At 37.0% G+C, this 17,838-nt stretch carries 11 protein-coding genes and 2 rRNA genes; 10 read left to right on the top strand and 3 right to left on the bottom strand.

Annotated features, from left to right (window positions below):
* Positions 1 to 134 precede the first annotated feature (134 nt).
* Positions 135 to 593, bottom strand: coding sequence for a hypothetical protein (locus REB14_RS04295; RefSeq protein ID WP_309521598.1), 459 nt, complete (start codon positions 591 to 593; stop codon positions 135 to 137).
* A gap of 297 nt (positions 594 to 890) precedes the next feature.
* On the opposite strand from REB14_RS04295, the gene REB14_RS04290 reads away from it, so the two are divergent.
* From REB14_RS04290 to REB14_RS04245, 10 genes are all read left to right on the top strand, one after another.
* Positions 891 to 1,685: an SDR family oxidoreductase gene (locus REB14_RS04290; RefSeq protein ID WP_309521597.1), complete on the top strand. Its 795-nt coding sequence runs from the start codon at positions 891 to 893 to the stop codon at positions 1,683 to 1,685.
* A 99-nt stretch (positions 1,686 to 1,784) separates the two neighbouring features.
* Positions 1,785 to 3,389 carry an autotransporter assembly complex protein TamA gene (locus REB14_RS04285; protein WP_309521596.1) on the top strand — a complete coding sequence of 535 codons (1,605 nt, stop codon included), beginning with the start codon at positions 1,785 to 1,787 and terminating at the stop codon, positions 3,387 to 3,389.
* Positions 3,390 to 3,678: 289 nt separating this feature from the next.
* Complete coding sequence (locus REB14_RS04280) at positions 3,679 to 6,819, top strand: SusC/RagA family TonB-linked outer membrane protein (protein WP_079243400.1); 3,141 nt, start codon at positions 3,679 to 3,681, stop codon at positions 6,817 to 6,819.
* A 20-nt stretch (positions 6,820 to 6,839) separates the two neighbouring features.
* The gene (locus REB14_RS04275; RefSeq protein WP_309521595.1) at positions 6,840 to 8,360 is read left to right on the top strand and encodes a SusD/RagB family nutrient-binding outer membrane lipoprotein; all 1,521 of its coding nucleotides are present in this window, start codon (positions 6,840 to 6,842) and stop codon (positions 8,358 to 8,360) included.
* Positions 8,361 to 8,442: 82 nt separating this feature from the next.
* Positions 8,443 to 10,788 carry a phosphocholine-specific phospholipase C gene (locus REB14_RS04270; RefSeq protein WP_309521594.1) on the top strand — a complete coding sequence of 782 codons (2,346 nt, stop codon included), beginning with the start codon at positions 8,443 to 8,445 and terminating at the stop codon, positions 10,786 to 10,788.
* Positions 10,789 to 10,976: 188 nt separating this feature from the next.
* A complete protein-coding gene (locus REB14_RS04265) occupies positions 10,977 to 11,555 on the top strand; it encodes a hypothetical protein (protein ID WP_309521593.1) in 579 nt (192 codons plus the stop codon).
* Between the two features lie 104 nt (positions 11,556 to 11,659).
* Positions 11,660 to 12,460, top strand: a complete 801-nt coding sequence (locus REB14_RS04260; RefSeq protein WP_309521592.1) for a WxL protein host-binding domain-containing protein — start codon at positions 11,660 to 11,662, stop codon at positions 12,458 to 12,460.
* Positions 12,453 to 15,206 carry a COG1470 family protein gene (locus REB14_RS04255; protein WP_309521591.1) on the top strand — a complete coding sequence of 918 codons (2,754 nt, stop codon included), beginning with the start codon at positions 12,453 to 12,455 and terminating at the stop codon, positions 15,204 to 15,206. Before REB14_RS04260 ends, REB14_RS04255 begins: the two co-directional genes overlap by 8 nt.
* Positions 15,207 to 15,241: 35 nt before the next feature.
* Positions 15,242 to 15,739, top strand: a complete 498-nt coding sequence (locus REB14_RS04250; RefSeq protein WP_238594305.1) for a hypothetical protein — start codon at positions 15,242 to 15,244, stop codon at positions 15,737 to 15,739.
* Between the two features lie 9 nt (positions 15,740 to 15,748).
* The gene (locus REB14_RS04245; RefSeq protein WP_079243407.1) at positions 15,749 to 16,315 is read left to right on the top strand and encodes a hypothetical protein; all 567 of its coding nucleotides are present in this window, start codon (positions 15,749 to 15,751) and stop codon (positions 16,313 to 16,315) included.
* 710 nt (positions 16,316 to 17,025) lie between these two features.
* Here REB14_RS04245 and rrf read toward each other — a convergent pair.
* Both rrf and REB14_RS04235 read right to left on the bottom strand, forming a co-directional pair.
* Positions 17,026 to 17,133 (bottom strand): 5S ribosomal RNA (rrf, locus tag REB14_RS04240).
* A gap of 126 nt (positions 17,134 to 17,259) precedes the next feature.
* Positions 17,260 to 17,838 (bottom strand): 23S ribosomal RNA (locus REB14_RS04235); the annotation flags it as partial.

Genomic DNA, 17,838 nt, shown 5'->3' with positions numbered 1-17,838 from the left:
CCTCAAATAATCCATGCATGATTGAGATTAAGTTTATTTTAAGTTTACAGCAAATACAAATAAGAAGTTAGTTTATAAAAATAGCCTCCAGAAAATTGGAAGCTATTTTTATATAAATATATTGCTTAGAATATTCATCTAAATACAATGATATCCTTTACGATCTTATTTCCATAGAAATTCTTTTCTTCAGTGGTAAAATAGAAACTGTTCTTTTGCTCGTAATATTTTGTTTGATCTCTTGGGACAGGTTCTTGCCAACGTATCAATAAAGTTGCAGGATTACCCACACCTGGCTTTCTTGGAGAAAATTTAAACATAGAACCTGGTGTTATATTTTTTTTTCTGCCATGGAACTCAGACGATACCGTCTTGGGTTGTACCAATGTCATATCGCTTAGCAATATGGAGAAAGGTTTCCCAATATATCTATCTTTAGCTACTTCAAATTCTTTAAGATAAGCGAGTGTATCCCTTGCATACTTTCTTGCGCAATGGGTTATCATAATAACAGTACCATCTTTCTCACGGATGACTTCCTGAGCATTGAAAGAAGAACCAGTGATTAATAATAATATAAATATCAGTTTCATCTGTACACAATTATATCTTGTATTATTTAATTCCATAGAAAGCCTGCACATAGCTGGTAAAATTAAAGTGATTTTTTCTCACTATCCACTTTGTTTTTAATTAATTAAATATAGATAATTTTTCTAAAACTTTATTATTTAAATAATATCACTAATTTTCAGATATTATCTATCCCTGAGTTCGTTTTTCTTTTTTTACATTTGCTGAAAATAGATTTTACTTTTGAATCCAGACCTTTAAAAACGTCTCACTGGTATCAGAAGAAAAATAAAAACATTAAAAATCATACGAATTCAATGACCATCATTATAACAGGAACCTCATCAGGAATCGGGTTTGCTTTAGCCGAATATTTTGGTAAAAAAGGACATAAAGTATACGGATTCAGCAGAAAGCATACAGAAAGCCAATACTTCAAATCGATCCCAACTGATGTGACAGACAATACTGCAGTTCAAAATGCTGTTGCTGAAGTTTTAAAAACAGAAAGCAAAATTGATGTTCTGATCAATAATGCCGGAATGGGAATGGTAGGAGCAGTGGAAGATTCTACGAAAGAAGATATTCTGAAATTGTTCAGCCTTAATCTTGCCGGACCTGTACAGATGATGAGTGCTGTTCTTCCGAATATGCGTGAGCACAAATTTGGAAAAATCATCAATGTTTCCAGTATCGGAAGTGAAATGGGGCTGCCTTTCCGCGGATTTTATTCGGCTTCCAAATCTGCATTGGATAAAGTAACGGAAGCGATGAGGTATGAAGTCTACCCATGGAATATTGATGTATGTTCGCTGCATTTGGGAGATATTAAAACCAATATTGCAGACAATAGAGTGATTGCACAGGTTTCCCAACCTTACAAAAATGTTTTTGACAAAGTGTATGCGCTGATGAACTCTCACGTGAATGACGGAACAGAACCTTTGGAAGTAGCAGAATACATTGAAAAACTTTTAGCAAAAAATAAATGGAAAGCACATTATTATTTTGGTAAATTCGGGCAGAAAATCGGGGTTCCTTTGAAATGGATTCTTCCACAGGGAACTTATGAGAATTTGATGAAGAAGTATAATAAACTGGATAAAAATTAGTTGATTGATAAGGCGCATTGTCATTCTGAATGGAATGAAATGCAGTGAAGAATCTTTTGTATTTTTATAGAGATTCCTCTTCATATTCAGAAGGATAAATTGAAATTACTTTTAAAAATATTTTTTGTACTGTTCTGCGTTTTCACACAAGCGCAGAAGAAGCAGTATTGGCTGATTGATACGGAAACTAAAGTCAGGAAAAAAGTAAAAGATTCTACTTCCGCAGTAAAGTTTCTGGATTCCTTAGCCCAGAGTAATTATTTCTTCACGAAACTGAAAGACGTAAAAGTAAAAGGGGACAGCACGGAAATTTTCTACGATAAAGGGAAAAATTTCAATGAAACTTATGTAAACCTTACGGATTCTTTGGTTCAAAAATTAAAAATTCAGAAAGATTTTTTCACTAAAAATTTAGACTCCACCAAGAAAAGTATCAACAAAACTTATATTGATGAAGGGTATTCTTTCAGCAGAATCAAATCTAAATACAAAGGACAGAAAAACGGCTACCCGATTGTAGAGCTTGATATCAACAAGAATGATAAAAGAACGATCAACGGGTTTGTGGTAAAAGGATACGAAAAAGTTCCCAAAAGATTTATCAAAAACCTGGAAAAGGAGTTTAAAGGCAAAAATTATGATGACAAAAATCTTTTAGCCATCAACAAAACCTTCCAGAGCCATCCTTTTCTGACCCTCGAACGGCAGCCACAAACTTTATTCACAAAAGATTCCACCAGCATTTATCTGTTTCTGGAAAAGAAAAAGACGAATACCTTCGATGGGGTAATTGGTTTTGGAAATGACAAAAGCTCAAAGTTTACGTTAAACGGAACAATGAATGTCAATTTCAGGAATATGTTCAATGGTTTTGAAACGGTCAATTTATACTGGCAGAGAAACCCGGATAAGGGACAGAATTTCGATCTTCGGGTGGACATTCCGTACCTGTTCAAATCGAATGTCGGGATGGATACAAAAGTAAATATCTACAGACAGGACTCAACATTTGCCAACGTAAAATTCCTTCCTGCTTTCTATTACCATATCAATAACAGGAATAAAATCGGTTTGAGAGCGACTCTGGAAACTTCTACTATTATTGACACCTTATACGTTCAGGGAAAAGACTACAACAAAAAAGGGATCGGGATATGGTATGAAATGACCGAGCCTACTGATATTGACCTTTTCCTTTATAAAACAAGGATCAATGCCGGATATGATTTCTTAACAACTACCTATTCTAAAGATAATATTAAAGCCAATCAAAACCAGTTTTATTTCTTTGGAGAACACAATTACCACATTTCAGGGAATCACTTTCTGAATATCAAAGCGGAAGGTGCGATGATGGATTCTAAAATAGAGTTTTCTGCCAATGAATTATACCGTTTCGGGGGCTGGAATTCCATGCGGGGATTCAATGAAAACTCTCTTGCCGCCGACTTTTATTATTATGGAAGTCTGGAATACCGATACCTGATTGGCAATCAGGCTTTCTTTGACGTCTTTGGACAATATGGTCAGCTCAATAATAAATCTTTAAATGTAAAACCTAAACTTTATAGTGTCGGACTCGGTTTCAATTTCTTTATTCCTATTGGTCTGATGAGTTTCCAGCTGTCTAATGGTAATGAGTTTGGAAATCCTTTTAAATTTAACGATATCAAAATTCACTGGGGAATTCTGAGTAGGTTTTAAAAAGAAGGAAGGAAAGAAGCTGGAATCTTGAAGATATTGAGACCACAGTTTCACCATCCTGTTTTATGTTGAACTTCAGGAACTTGTAGCGCAACAGCAACCTCCAAAATTCCCTCTCCCAGCCTCCTTCTTATACTAATATAATAAAGCAAAAGTCCCTATACAAAGGACATTTTTCATTTTACTTATTTATTAATTCTTATTGTTAAAAAATATTAAATCGTATTTTTATTTTAATACATCATTAAAGTACAGGTAACAGTACACTGCTAAATTTGCCTTCAAAAAAATGAAGAAAACTCTAGCCACTTTTGCCGTTTTTTTACTTCCTCTTTATTTTTCTGCTCAGGAAATCAATGTTTCAGGAAATGTAAAATCAGAAAACGGTTCTAGTGTTTCCGGTGTGAACATCACCGACAAAAACACAGGAAAGACTGCTACTACAGATGAAAATGGTAATTTCACTATTTCTGCAAATCCCAAAGATATTCTTGAATTTTTTGCTCCTGATTTTTCTGTTTATACCGTTGAGGTTTCTTCCAAAAAACAATATTCTGTTGTTTTAAAAAAGCCAAACGAAAAGCAGATTGAAGGCGTTGTGATTACCGCTTTAGGTATTGCCAAGAAAAAAGAAAAGATTGGTTATTCTACTCAGGAAGTGGGAACAAAACAATTTGAAACCATTACTACTCCAAGTATTGGAAATTTATTCTCCGGACAGGTAGCCGGGTTGAATGTTTCCAATCCGACAGGGATGCAACAGGCTCCGCAGTTTACGCTGAGAGGAAACTCTAATCTGGTTTTCGTCATTGATGGTGTGATTGTAGAAAAAGAGGTTTTCCAGAATTTAGATCCTAACAATATTGAAAATATTAACGTACTGAAAGGAGCTACCGCTTCTGCTCTATATGGTTCAAGAGGTCGTTACGGAGCTGTTTTAATCACAACAAAAAATGCTAAGAAGAAAGGATTCTCAGTAGAATTTTCTCAGAATACCATGATTACAGCAGGGTTTACCAACCTTCCAAAAACCCAGACTGAATATGGAAACGGGTCACATGGAAAATACGAATTCTGGGATGGAGCTGATGGCGGAGTGAATGACGGAGATATGATCTGGGGACCAAAATTTGTTCCCGGTTTACAAATTGCCCAATGGAATAGCCCGATCAGAGATAAAGTAACAGGACAAGTCGTTCCGTGGTATGGAGCAGTAACAGGAACTCAGTATGATGATAAATCAAGGTATGAAAGAGTTCCTATTGACTGGAAATACCACGATAACTTAAGTACTTTCTTAAAACCTGCAGTGATCAACAATAATAACTTCGCGATCAGCTATAGAAATAACAAAGATGTATACAGATTCTCCGGAAATTTCATGAATTATGATGACAGGGTTCCCAATTCTTATCTTCAGAAATACGGGATCAACTTCTCTTCTGAAAACCATTTAGGAGATAAATTAACCTTCGATACAAAATTCAACTTCAACCAGGCTTTTACTCCTAATATTCCCAACTACGATTATAACCCAAGCGGACACATGTACACCATCCTGATCTGGATGGGAGGTGATGTAGATGGAAAAGCATTGAAAAATCACATGTGGATTCCTGGAAAAGAAGGAAGAGCACAAGCCAACTGGAACTATGCGTGGTACAACAATCCATGGTTTGGAGCAGAATATTACAAGAATCAGAACAGAACCAATATTATCAATGCCCAGACAGGCTTAGAATATAAAGCTACACAGGATCTATCGGTAAAAGGGAAAATATCCCTTGTAGAAAACCATAGCAAAACGGAAATTCTGAGTCCTTATTCCTATTTCAATTATGATGCTCCAAGAAGTGGCGGCTATATTTTAAAAGATAATAAAACATGGAATCTCAACTACGATGTTCTGGCGACTTATAAGAAAAAAATATCTGAAAACTTTGATTTTACAATCAATGCAGGAGGTTCTGCTTTCTATTATAAAAATAACAATAATGAAAGGTCTACGGATGGATTAAAAATTCCTGAAGTGTACACATTCGAAAACTCTATCGGAGCGCTTAAAAATTATACCTATTTGAAGGAAAAGTTAATTTACAGTGCTTATTCAACAATTGATATCGGATTGTATAATGCTTTTTTCATCAATGTTTCTGGACGTAACGACTGGTCTTCCACACTACCAAAAGCCAACAGATCGTATTTCTACCCTTCTGCTTCCATCAGTGCTGTTATTTCCAACCTGGTAAAAATGCCGGAATCTATTAATATGTTGAAACTTTCTGCTTCATGGGCAAAAGTAGCGTATGACTTCCAGCCTTATTCCATCAGAAATTATTATCTGAACAATGAAGGAATCACATTCAATGGAAATCCTACTTATTATTATCCAATGACTTTGAACGTAGAAAACTCTTTGAAGCCGGAACAGACAAAATCTTATGAATTAGGTTTAAGCGCAGGTTTTCTGAATAACAGAATTACTTTCGATGCTACTTATTTCAGAACATTGGATTATAATAATATTCTTCAGTTCCCTGCTGCTGAATCATCCGGTTTCACTTCACAATATGTAAACGGAAATGAGTATACCACAAAAGGATTTGAAGTTTCCCTTGGTTTAGTTCCGGTAAAAACAGCTGATTTTAGCTGGAAAACATTAATTAACTGGAGTACTTATGAACAAAAGCTAACTTCCATCTACGATAATATGCCGAACTACAAAAATATTAAGTTAGGCGAAAGAATGGATAGCTATTATGACTATACATGGCAAAAGTCTCCGGATGGAAAAGTAATTCTTGATGCTAATACAGGAATGCCGACAAGAGCCAATGCGCCCAGTAACTTAGGACATTTTAATCCGGACTGGACTTTCGGTTTCAACAACACATTCAAATATAAAAAATTCACTTTAAACATTGGAATTGACGGAAGCATCGGAGGTGTGATGAGATCGCAGGTAGTGGAAAAAATGTGGTGGGGAGGAAAACATCCTAATTCTGTAGCGTACAGAGATCTTGAGTATGCAAATCCGGGAACGTATTATTTTGTACCGGATGGAGTTAACTATAATCCGGCAACCGGGCTTTATACACCACATACAAAAGCAATCAGTTATCAGGACTGGGCACAGAATTATCCATACCGTGCGAGAGTAACACAGGATGAAAGTGAAGAGTTTGCTAACGTTTTCGACAGAACTTTCATTAAGCTGAGATCTGTAGTATTAGAATATGACTTCTCTTCATTACTCAACCCAAAAGGAATGGTAAAAGGTTTCACGGCCAATATTTCTGCCTACAACCTGGCAATGTGGAAAAAATCAAAGAACCTTTATTCTGATCCTGATTTCCAGACAAAAACGGAAAATGATATTCAGGACCCATCCAGCAGATGGTTTGGAATTGGTTTTAATCTTAAGTTTTAACTAAAAAGTACGTCAAGACAATGAAAAATAATATAAACAAAGTGAAAGGGCAAAATGGTAAAACGGCAAAATGGCTGATGAAATCTCTATTTGCAGCCGGGCTTCTGACATTGGCTTCATGTGAATCCAACCTTGATACCATCAATGAAAACCCTAATGACCAGGCCAGTATAGATCCTAAATATCTTTTGACTTATGTTGAAAAATACACTTTTCAGGTAAATGGAGATAATATGTATGCCTCCAGAATGATGATTGGTACTGATGGCGAGAATTCTTATCAGTATATGAAATGGAATGATACTTCTTTTGAAGTTTATACAAAAGGACTTCTGAACACCGGAAAAATGATGCAGGAAGCTGAAAAAAGGGGAAATAAAAATTATCTGGCTATCGGAAAGTTTTTGAGAGCCTATCATTTCTTCAATATCAGCTTAAAAGTAGGAAGCGCTCCTTATTCTGAGGCAGCAAAGGGTGAATCTGGAATTACCCAGCCTAAATATGATACACAGGAAGCTATCATGTCCGGAATTTTATCAGAATTAAAAGAAGCCAATGATCTTATTAATACCAACGAAAAAATTGAAGGTGACATTGTATACAACGGAGATGCTTTAAAGTGGAAAAAACTAATCAATTCATTCCGTCTGAAAATTCTGATCACTTTATCTAAAAAAAACACAGTAGGAAATTATAATATCGCTACAGAATTTGCTTCAATTGCAGGAAGCCAATCTCTCATGACCTCCATTGCGGATAACGGTGAACTTAAGTTTGCTGATGCTGCTGACAGCAGATACACGATGTTTAATAATAGTGGATATGGTTCGAGTTTGTACATGGCAGATTATTTTATTAATATGTTCAAAGACAGGCATGATCCACGTTTGTTCACGTTTGCAGCACAGACTACCGGAGCGAAAGAAGCAGGAAAAGCAATCACAGATTATACAGGATATAATGGTGGAAATCCTACTTCCCCATACTCTGATAATGCAGCACTGATCACTGCAAAAAATATTTCTAAAGTAAACGATCGTTTTTATAAAGACCCTACCAATGAACCTGCGTCTGTATTAAGTTATTCAGAACTTGAGTTTATTCTGGCTGAAGCTACGGCAAGAGGCTGGATTTCCGGATCTGCAAAAATACATTATGACAATGCCATCAAAGCAAGTTTCAATTTTTATCAAACGTATGTTAAAAATCCGGGACAATATTTCTCAGGCTTTGATGTAAATCAATATCTGACAACTCCTTTAGTTGTTTATAATAATGCTGATCCATTACAAACACAACTGGAAAAGATTATGGCTCAAAAATACATGACAATGTTCCATCAGGCACAGTGGACTTCTTACTTTGATTATTTAAGAACAGGCTTTCCAAATTATCCTTTAAAAGCAGGAGTTGCTGCTCCTTTCAGGTTCAGATATCCGCAGTCTGAGTATAATTACAACAGCAATAATTTAAAAGCTGCTTTAACGGCTCAGTATGGAGGTAATGATAATATCAATTCCAAACCTTGGTGGTTACAATAAAAAACTGATTAATTTTATATAAAACAAAGAAACCGCAGGAAAATCCTATTAACTTGCGGTTTCTTTCTTATTACGATTGAACATGAACAGAAGAGAATTTTTAGAGAAATCAAGTATTCTATTAGCGGGATTAGGAACTTCAGGGGTTCTACATCCTTCTATTTTAAAAGCTTTGGCCATTGATCCGGCTGCCCAGTCTACATTTTATGATGCAGAGCATGTGGTCATCCTGATGCAGGAGAACCGTTCATTTGATCATGCTTTTGGTGCTCTCAAAGGAGTAAGGGGCTTTTTGGATAAAAGAGCTTTTATAAAACAGGATGGGCATTCTGTTTTCTTTCAAAAAAATGATGAAGGAAAATATGCATCTCCCTCCCGTCTGGATTTAAGAAATACAAAATCTACCTGGATGAGCTCACTGCCACATTCATGGGCAGATCAACAAAAAGCTTTGAACAAAGGGAAATTTGACCAATGGCTTCAGGCAAAAGCTTCAGGTAATAAAGAGTATAAAAACATTCCGCTTACCTTAGGATATTACAACCGTGAAGACCTTCCGTTTTATTATCAGCTGGCAGATGCCTTCACTATATTCGATCAGTATTTCTGCTCATCGCTTACCGGAACTACTCCCAACAGATTGTTTCTTTGGTCCGGAACATTGAGAGAGGAGCAAAACGGAAAAGTAAAGGCCAATGTTGTCAATGAAAATATTGATTATGACAAAGCAAGACAGGCAAAATGGAAAAGTTTCCCGGAAATATTAGAACAACAAAACGTTTCCTGGAGAATTTATCAGAATGAAATCAGTCTTCCAAAGGGAATGTCCGGAGAGCAGGAAGCCTGGTTAAGTAATTTTACAGATAACCCGATTGAGTGGTTTTCAAAATTCAACGTTAAGTTTTCAAAAGGATATTATCAGAATATTCCCAATATCATTGCCTATCTGAAGAAGGAGATTGAAAAAAATCCTAATCAGAAAGAAAGACTTGAAGCCATGTTGGCGGAAGTACAGGAAGATCAGGTGAAATACCATCCTGATAATTATTCCAAACTTTCAAAAGAAGAAAAAAATCTTCATGAGAAAGCGTTTACAACCAATTCCAACGATCCTGATTACTGGAAACTGGAAATTGGAAAGGATGAAAACGGAGAAAGACTGGTTGTTCCGCAAGGTGATGTATTATTCCAGTTCCGCAAGGATGTGGAAGAGAAAAAACTTCCGTTAGTTTCCTGGCTGGTAGCGCCAGAACATTTCTCAGACCATCCGGGATCACCATGGTATGGAGCATGGTATATTTCTGAAGTTCTGAATATTCTGACCCAAGATCCTGAAACCTGGAAAAAAACCATCTTTATCATCAATTATGATGAGAATGACGGGTATTTTGACCACGTACTGCCTTTCGCTCCGCCAGTGAATCCAAGCCAGCCCGTAGATATGAACGGAAAAGAAGGGGTGGAATATGTAGATAAAACTCAGGAATATATGAGCAATCCTTCTTTGAAAAGCTATGAAAAAGTAGAAGGAACCGTTGGATTAGGCTACAGAGTGCCTATGATCATCGCATCGCCATGGACCAAAGGAGGATTTGTAAATTCCGAAGTATCGGATCACACTTCTGTACTGCAGTTTCTGGAGAAGTTTATCATGAAAAAATTCAAAAAGGATGTGCATGTTGACAATATCAGTGACTGGAGAAGAGCCATATGCGGAGATCTTACCTCTGCCTTCAACTCTTCCAGCGTGAAAGTTCCGAAAATGGATTATCTGAATCAAAAGGATTATGCTAAAACCATTAATGCCGCTAAAAATAAACCTGTTCCTCATCTGAAATGGTATTCCGAAAATGAACTTAAAGACAATTTGCTTGACATTCAGGAAAGAGGTCTGAAACCCTCCAATCCGCTGCCTTATCACTTTCATGTCAATTTAGAAGGAGATCATATAAAAATGACTAACCTGAAAGAAAATGGAGTTCCTTTGCTTGTTTATGACAGGACTCAATTTAACAGCAATAATTATCACTTTTCATATGCCCTATATTCCATGCAAAATTTATCCCATGCTGTACATTCCGGAATCTATGATTATGAAATTTTCGGTCCCAATGGCTTTTTCAGGAAATTCCAGGGAAGTAATTCACCGGAAATAGAGGTAATTTTAGAGAATATAACAGCTAAAAATCAAGTTGAGCTGACTATAAGAAGCAACAAAAAGAAAAATTTCTCCATCAATCTGGAAGATTTGTACACCAAAAATAAAAACACAATTTCTGTACATAAATCAGAAGAAAAGATAACTATTGATCTTAATAAATTTAAAGGGTGGTATGATTTGAAAATAACGTCAACTGAGCATCTGTGGCACTTTGCCGGACGTATAGAGACTGGAAAAGTGTCTGTTTCTGATCCGCATTGGGCATAAAAAATATTGATAAATAGGGATAAAAGCCTGTACAAATTTGTACAGGCTTTTTTTGACTTATTCTGTTAAAGCATCCTTTAAGTATAATGCATTACATACAGTAAATAATTATTAATATAAAAATTATAATATATTTTTATCAAACTATTCCGAATTTTATTATATTCACTCTACTAATTATCAGCATCATGAAAAAACTAAATTTGACTATTGCAGCGTCTTTATTTGCATTGGCTCTATCCGGGAATCTGAGCGCGCAAGACCTCGCTACAGACAACCATACGGTTACCATTTCTATTCCCGAAGTTGCCTTGGTAGATATTGAACCAGCAGCAACCAAGAACATTACCCTTGGGTTTACAGCACCTACGGAAGCAGGAAATCCTATTCTTCCATCTGCAGCCAACACTACTTTATGGCTTAATTATTCTTCTATTAAATCTGTTGCAGACCCTACACGTAACGTAAGTGTAAAAATGAATGCCGTTATTCCTGGAGTTGATCTTCACGTAACTGCTGCTGCTCCTACAGGATCCGGAGCGGGAACACTGGGAACATCTGCAGGTCTGTTAACATTAACTTCTACTGACCAGAATATTGTTTTAGATATCGGAAGTGCTTATACCGGGAACGGAGCCAATAACGGCCACAATCTTACCTATGCACTTGCTGCAGGAAGTGGTCCTGGAGGTGTAGCAGCGTACGCAGATTTACAGGCAACAGCCACTGTTACAGCTACCGTTACTTATACAATATCAGATAATTAGAATTTAACCAAAATTCTTTTCTACCTGTCAAAAACAAGAAGAAGCTGTTATTCAGTTTCTTCCTGGCTTTGTATTATTAATGATTTAACTCCAAACTTTATATCATGATAAAGCGTATCCTTCTTCTGATCACCCTGATTTTGCAGTTCAGCTTTTTACATGCCGGTATTGTGATTCTCAACGGGCTTACGCATTCTTATAAAATAGAAAACGGAAAGGTTTATAAAGGAAAAGTTGCAATTGAAAATACCAGCAGTACTCCTCAAAGTGTAAAATTATTTTTACAGGATTATACCTACCATGCGGACGGAACGATCAATTATACAGCATTACGTACCAATACACGCAGTAACGGCGAGTGGCTAAAGCTCAATACCAACCTTGTTACGCTTAAAGGTAAAGAAAAGACTGAAATATTCTATGAAATAACAGTCCCCAATCAGGCCATGGATCCCGGAAGCTATTGGAGTGTGATTATTGTAGAACCGGTAGAAGAGATAAAACCCAGCGACAACAAACCAGGAGTGAATATCACTTCTGTTATACGATATGCCATTCAGGTTATTACAGATTTTGAAACAGAAAAGGCCAAACCGGACCTTAAGTTTGAAAGTGTAAAGGTGGAAAAAATGGAGGGAAAAAAAACCGCAAAGGTAGCAATAGCCAATACCGGTAATCTTTACTGTAAGCCCACAGCCTCCATTGAAGTTTATAACCGCAAAACAGGTGAAAAGGTGGGTACTTATTCAAGTTTAACAATGGGACTGCTCCCAGGCACCTCCAAAACATTTTACATTGATATCAGCAAATTACCCCCTGCTCAATACAAAGCAGCGATCATAGCGACCGATGAAGAGGAGAATGCTTTTGCACTCAATGTGGAATTAGAAGTAAAAAATGATTAGAACTTGGACTTTATTTATTATCATAACATTATTCCCGGTATTTATTTTTTCTCAAGAGCAATCCAACCGATTGATCAGTAAAAAAGATAGTTTAATGCCGGGAATGTCTACTTCTATTCCCTTCACTTTAGAAAATAATTCAGCTGAAACCAAAACATATGACATTTCAGTTACCACATCAAGTCCGTCTATCAATCCTATTTTAGTAAAAGGAGAATTTCAGATTCCTCCTCATGAGACCTCGGTATACCTGGTTCCCTTACGGGTGGGAACAGAAACCGGACAGGGTACTTATTCTGTCATCTTGAATATTACCGATCGTAATAATGGAATCTCTTTTACGAAAAACTCAAAAATCATCGTTTCCGGAAACAGAAATCTTTTGGTTACCCCATTGAATACTCCTGAATTCATAAGAGCCGGGGAAACCATCCGGGCTTCTTTCCTTATCAAAAATAATGGGAATGTAACCGAAAACATTGTATTGGAAAGCAAAAATGCAATCGTTGATCATGAGTCATCAATAGTGTTGGCCCCCAATGAATCAAAGATTGTCACTATTCATAAAGTAACAAGTCCTGAACTCGCTCAAAATGAATTTCAGAACCTAAACCTTTTCGTACATTCGAAGGGTAACCCTAAAGAAAATCAGGATGTCTATGTAAGTACTCAGGTGATATCAGCAAACCCCTCTGAAAAAGATATTTATCACAGACTTCCTGTTGCGCTCTCATTATCTTTCATCGGAATGCAGAATATGGGAGTGTATAACGATGGCTTTCAGGGGGAAATCTACGGTAAAGGAACACTTGATAAAGACAACAAAAACCAGATTGAGTTCAGAGCTGTCACTCACAATCCTGTAGAGCTCAGCACATTCACCCAATATGAAGAATATTTTGTGAACTATAAACGGGATCAATTGTATATTCATCTTGGTGATAAATCGTATTCTTCATCTTATCTTACGGAGTTTGCAAGGTATGGTCGCGGAGCGGAGATCCGTTATGATTTTAATAAAGTAAGCTTTGGGGGTTTCTATAATCATCCAAGGTTTTTCAGAGATATCAAAGATGAATTTAATTTCTATTCCGCCTTTAAAATCAGAAAAGAGTCTGAAATTACTGTGGGATATCTTTACAAAACTCCGCGGGAGGGAGAAATCCGTTATACAGATGTCAGGCTAGACTCTGATGCTCATCTTCCTTATGCTAAAGGAAAATTTAAGGTTTCAAAAAATATAAACATTTCCGGAGAACTGGCCTACAGCACTACACAAAAAACAGATGGAACAGCTTATTTATTACAGACAGATGCTGTTTTTAAAAATTTGAACGCCAGCTTAATGTACATGAGAGCCAGTCCTGATTTTGCCGGATATTTTACCAATACAAATACCATCAATGGTAATATTTACTATAATGTCACCAAAAAGATCAGTGTATTTGCCAATTATATGCAGGATGCCAAAAATTTCCAAAGAGATACCCTTTTACTGGCAGCACCTTACAGAAAATATTTGCAATATGGAGTACAGTACAAATATCTGTCTACCGGTTTCGTCATGCTTACGAATGGGTATCAAACCTATAAAGATCGTTTAGAACCTAAACAGTTTGATTATTATGAACGTTACTTCAAGGTGAGTGTTAATCAGCAGGTAGGAATGTTTCAGGTAAATCTGGATGGGCAATTCGGTAAAACAGATAATTATCTGACAGGATTTAACGGTAATTCAAGTTTTTATTCTGCAAATCTTTCATTTCAAAAATTCAGAACAACCTTTAACATCTTCGGAAGTTATGCCATAAGCTCAAGGTATCAGCTTCAAAATCAGAAAAATCTTTATTACGGAGCAAGAATCTTCAGCCAGTTTTCTGATAAGACCAGCTTAAGCATCTTTTATCAGAACAATTATATGCCTGAAGAATATTTTAAAGACAGAAATCTGTTTGAACTTCTTTTTCATCAGCAGTTATTTCCCGGAAATGAACTTGACCTTTCGGGAAGATATTCATTGCAAAGAGGAGAAATTGGGAATAAAGATTTCATTTTCTCCATGCGTTATACATGGCGTCCCCATATTCCGGTACAAAAAACTGCGGAATATATTTCGCTGTCAGGAAATATCAGCAATTTAGGGATCAAAAAAACAGAAGGCATTAGATTAATGCTGGGAAGTTATCTGTCCATTACAGATAAAGAGGGGAATTATATATTTAAAAATGTTATTCCGGGGAATTACTTCCTTGAAATAGACCGTTCAACTACGGAAATTAATGATATTCCAACCCAAACTTTTCCTGCAGCCCTTTCTCTGATGAATAAGGATAATACGTTCAATTTTGGATTAACCACAGCTGCCAATGTTCAGGGACATATTCAGTTTCTGGATACGGGAGAGAAAGATCAGATAGATTTAGGACAAATACAAACGCTAAAAGGAAAGAAGAAAAGAGAAAGCATTATTGTGGAAGCCACCAATAATGATAAGACTTTTCGGAAGATATGTTATATCGGAGAAGATTTTGATTTCACTTATCTCCGCCCGGGAGACTGGACCGTTAAAGTGTACCGTAACGGATTGGATAAGCGCTATAAAATTTCGACAGATAAATTTCTTTTTACTTTAAAACCTTTAGAAACAAAGAAATTAAGCATCAATGTTGTCAAGCAGCAGATAGAGATCAAATACCAACAGGAATCCTTGAAAGTAGGATATAATGAAATAAAAAAGAAGAGATGATTCTGATCCGTTCCATAGTATTAATAGCATCGGTTATGATATCCGGTTCAATCTATTCCCAAACCTCGGCGAGTACTACTGTCAGCTTAACATTGCCTGTGGTAACGTTAATGGATATTGAACCAACAGGAAGTATTACGTTAAATTTTACACCTCCTACTGAAGCTGGAAATGCCCTGGGAGCTCCCACTCCCAATACATCAAAATGGGTCAATTATACTTCCGCCATTACTTCCGGAGGTCTTACCAGAAGAATTACGGCCTCAGTAAATAAACTTATCGCAGGCGTCAATATAAGAATTCAGGCAGCAGCAGCTTCCGGAGCTGGAGGCGGAACACGGGGAACATCTTCAGGGCAGGTTATTCTCACCACAACTCCCACAACTATTATAAGTGGTATCGGAGGAGCATATACCGGAAATGGAGCTAATAACGGCCACGCCCTTACCATTTCATTGGCTACAAATACGTATGCCAATTTACAGGCACAGGCCAATACAGCAATTGTCATCACTTATACCATCACAGAATAAAATTAGAAAATGAAAGTCAGAAGTCCTTTTCTCAAAGAACAGTTCTTAAAAAGATATCTATACATTATTGCTTTAATAATGGGAAGTTTTCTTGAAGGGCAAACCATAAATATTGCCGGAACCAGCTGGACAGCCAGCGTACCTACTATTACAGAAGCTGGAAATAACTATACCGGAACTTATGACAATCCCAGCCTGTTAACATTATCAGGTTTTTTACCAGGGTCTTTTCTAAATTTACTAGGCAGCTCCGGAGCAAAAATCAGTATGCAACATGTTCCAACTTCCTGGAACAGTTCTCTGAAACTTTATGCAAAAAGGAGTGGAGGAACAGCAACAATCAATGGTCTTTGTGTACTGTGTACAGCAACTATTAACGGAGGCCTTAGTTATATTGAAATACCACAAGCCTCGGCAGTAACACTTTCAACAATTACCTTTAGTGGTGTTTTAGGGGTTAGCAACAGTGTAAATTACTCTGCTATTAGTGTACAATTGGAAATAGGTGGAGTTTCTGTGACAATTCCTGCTGCAGCTTATAGTACACAAGTCGTTTTTACCATAGGAGCAAACTAAACATTTAATTAAGAAAACTTGCGATGTTATCAATATAAGAACCGTTTCTTTATAGAAGCGGTTTTTTATTTCTTTTGACTTAAAATAAGGTGAATTTTGAGGGATTAAATCTCCTTTATATACCTGAATTAACATTCAAATACAATAAGCGATTTATGAGCTTAAAATGATAGAGGGATTAATTTCCGGGGTACGGGGTTCGAGTTACAGAGATTAGACGTCAGAGTTGCAAATGTGAGAATACACCTTTATTCCAATTTTGTCATTCCCTAAGAATCAAGGTTGATGTATGAGAGGTTTAAAGGAAGTAAGATGACAGGATAATGTGTAAGTTTTTTCAGGAGTTAGTATTAGCAGTGTCATGCAGAGCTGAGTCGAAGCATCTTAATTAAGAAAAAATTATATTTCTGTTATTTTAATTCTACCGAAGAACTTTGTTTAGACTCCTACGGAGTGACAGGATTTGGCTGGAATAAAGAATAGTATTGAAGGTAAAGACCAATTGTTAGTTAAAGAATAGAAAAAAGAGGGCTGGAAGCAGGAAGCAGGAAGCTGGAGGCATAAAGACAACGGAGATTAGTCATAGTGACTTATTATCTATTACTCATTACTCATTGCTCATTGCTGATTACTTATGTGTCTGTTGATGTAGGTATACAACAAAAAAAACCTTTATCGTAAAGATAAAGGTTTTTTAAAAATAAAATAAAAACTGGCGGCGGCCTACTCTCCCGCGTTAGCAGTACCATCGGCGCTGGTGGGCTTAACTTCTGTGTTCGGAATGGGAACAGGTGAGCCCCACCGCTAAAACCACCCTAAAGGTTGTATATAGCTTTAAGCATTAGGACTGAAGCCTGAAGCTTATTGCGTTTTTAAGCGATAAAAACTTTCACAAAGACAAAACCTTCACTGCGCATAAAGCACTTGGTTTATTAGTAACCATAGACTATAAATCTACGGGTAATTAGTACTACTTGGCTATGACATTACTGTCTTTACACCTATAGCCTATCAACGTCGTCATCTACAACGACCCTTAAAAGATGTCTCATCTTGAGGCGAGTTTCGCACTTATATGCTTTCAGTGCTTATCTCTTCCAAACGTAGCTACTCAGCGGTGCACCTGGCGGTACAACTGATACACCAGAGGTTTGTTCAATTCGGTCCTCTCGTACTAGAATCAAGCCCTCTCAAACATCTAACGCCCGCAATAGATAGAGACCGAACTGTCTCACGACGTTCTGAACCCAGCTCGCGTGCCACTTTAATGGGCGAACAGCCCAACCCTTGGGACCTTCTCCAGCCCCAGGATGTGACGAGCCGACATCGAGGTGCCGAACCTCCCCGTCGATGTGAGCTCTTGGGGGAGACTAGCCTGTTATCCCCGGAGTACCTTTTATCCTATGAGCGATGGCCCTTCCATACGGAACCACCGGATCACTATGTCCTGCTTTCGCACCTGATCGACTTGTAGGTCTCACAGTCAAGCACCCTTATGCCATTACACTCTACGCACGGTTACC

The organism is Chryseobacterium metallicongregator (assembly GCF_031324065.1).
Lineage (GTDB): Bacteria > Bacteroidota > Bacteroidia > Flavobacteriales > Weeksellaceae > Chryseobacterium > Chryseobacterium metallicongregator.
Note: the sequence above shows the minus strand (reverse complement) of the source record. Positions and strands in the feature narration are given on the sequence as shown.